Genomic DNA, 2,320 nt, shown 5'->3' on the forward strand with positions numbered 1-2,320 from the left:
GCCTGAAGTGAAAGATAATTGATACGCTTCGCATCTCCAGATGAATGAGCTTCGCTGACTCATTTCATCACATTGAAAAAAGAGAAAAAATTTTTTCGTGGCAGACCGGAGGTGGCTGTCCTAGATAATAGGAAACGGACGAAAGTGGCATCCGAAATTATAACAAGTCTTGTTTTTACACGCGCGAAATGGGGATTACCTAAGTTGGAGTGCCTAATAAATAGGCTATTGAGGATGATACCAAGTGTAATAAGCAAGGTATGTGGCTCATGAAAATTCAATATGGTAACGGAATTCTCGTAGTAGTCAGAGCGAGGGAAAGCCTCGTACAAGGCGAAGGGGAATAGTCTATTCGACTAATACAAAATTGGAAAGGAGCGTGAGGCTTTGTGAGAAGTCCGAAAGTAGTATTAGAAAATCTAGCCTCTCATAGTCAAGATAAGAATTATGTATTTAAGCGTCTGTATAGAAATTTGTATAATCCCGAATTCTATTTTACAGCCTATCAGAACATTTATGCCAAGGAAGGCAATATGACAAAGGGGACTGACAATCTAACAATTGATGGGATGTCTGAAGAACGCGTTCAAAAGATAATAAAACAGATAAAAAATCTCTCATATCGACCGAATCCAGTTAGGAGAGTCTTTATTCCGAAGAGAAATGGTAAAAAGAGGCCTCTAGGAATCCCATCCGTAGATGATAAGTTGGTACAGGAAGTTGTCAGGATGCTTTTAGAAAGTATTTACGAACCTTGTTTTAGTAAACAATCTCACGGTTTTAGAAAAAAACACAGTTGTCATACGGCTCTTAGTCAGATCAAGAGCACATTTACTGGTGTGCGATGGTTTATTGAGGGAGATATTGAAGGCTTTTTTGACAATATTAATCATCAAATTTTAATTAAGTTACTATGTAAGAGAATCCAAGATGGAAAGTTTATAGACTTAATATGGAAGTTTATACGGGCAGGATATATAGAAAATTGGAAATACTATCGGACATTTAGTGGTACACCGCAAGGTGGTATTATTAGTCCGATTCTGTCGAATATTTATCTACATGAATTTGACCAATATATAGGCAAATATAAAGAAAAATTCGATACAGGAAAAACTAGAAAAAGGAATGCTGCCTACACAAGGGTTCTTGCAAGAAAAAATAGAGCAAAACAGAAATTAAAAAGCCTAGAAAAGGATTCGAATGCAAACAGTCAACAAATTATGCAATTAAAAATACAAATCCAAATGGATGAACAGGAAATGCGTAAATATGAAGCAAAAGACCCAATGGATAATGATTATAAAAGACTGCAATACGTTAGATATGCAGATGATTTTATTATAGGAGTTATTGGGAGTAAGAACGACGCCATAGAAATCAAACATGATATCGCTAGTTTTTTATCTAATGAGTTGAGGTTGACTCTATCGGATGAGAAAACACTCATTACAAACAGCAAAAAGAAAGCAAGATTTCTAGGATATGATATCGCCGTCAGAAGAGACCAAAATACAAAAATAAAGACCAATGGTGTTAAGGCAAGAAGTTATTTTCTTCTGTGTGACCTGTTTATGCCAAAAGATTTGATTAAGAAGAGGTTAATTGCCAAAAGAGTTGTGAAAATAAAGAACATATCTCAAGAATGGAAACCAATTCATAGACCTGAATTTGCAAAATTAGAACCGTTAGAAATTGTAAGTATTTATAATGCTGAAATTAGGGGTTTGTATCAATATTATCGATTAGCGGTTAATGTCTGCACTTTAAATAGTTTTAAATATATCATGGAATATTCTATGTATAAGACTTTGGGCAATAAATATAAAACGAGTGTGGCGAAGGTAATAAAGAAGTTTAAAATAGAGGGATACTTCGGGGTACTTTATACAACGAAGAACGGAAAGAAAATCTTACGATTCTATAATGATGGATTTAGACGAAATAAAGAAGTCAATCAATCCATAAGGATTGATAACATGCCATCTGAATATAAGTACCAAAGCACAACGAATCTTACACAACGGCTTACAAGAGAAGAATGTGAATGGTGTGGGAAACAAAATACCAAATTAGAGATGCATCATATTCGTAAATTAAAGGATTTAAAAGGAAAAAAGGATTGGGAAAGAATAATGATTGCCCGTAAAAGAAAAACAATGGCACTATGTAAGCAATGCCATTTAGATTTACATGCAGGTAGGCTAGATTGAATAGATGGAGAGCCGTATACATTGAGAGGTGTACGTACGGTTCGGAAGGGAGTTCTTGGAAACCTATCATAGAAATATGAAAAGGCGCTGGGTTCTTACCTTACAAT

The 2,320-nt window shown here is 35.0% G+C and carries 1 protein-coding gene; it reads left to right on the forward strand.

Annotated features, from left to right (window positions below; genetic code table 11):
- The first annotated feature begins 389 nt into the window (after positions 1–389).
- Positions 390–2,213, forward strand: a complete 1,824-nt coding sequence (locus tag JDS99_RS30380) for a reverse transcriptase domain-containing protein (protein WP_199696437.1) — start codon at positions 390–392, stop codon at positions 2,211–2,213.
- Positions 2,214–2,320: the final 107 nt, after the last annotated feature.

Source organism: Bacillus cereus group sp. N6 (genome assembly GCF_016483705.1).
Classification (GTDB): domain Bacteria; phylum Bacillota; class Bacilli; order Bacillales; family Bacillaceae_G; genus Bacillus_A; species Bacillus_A wiedmannii.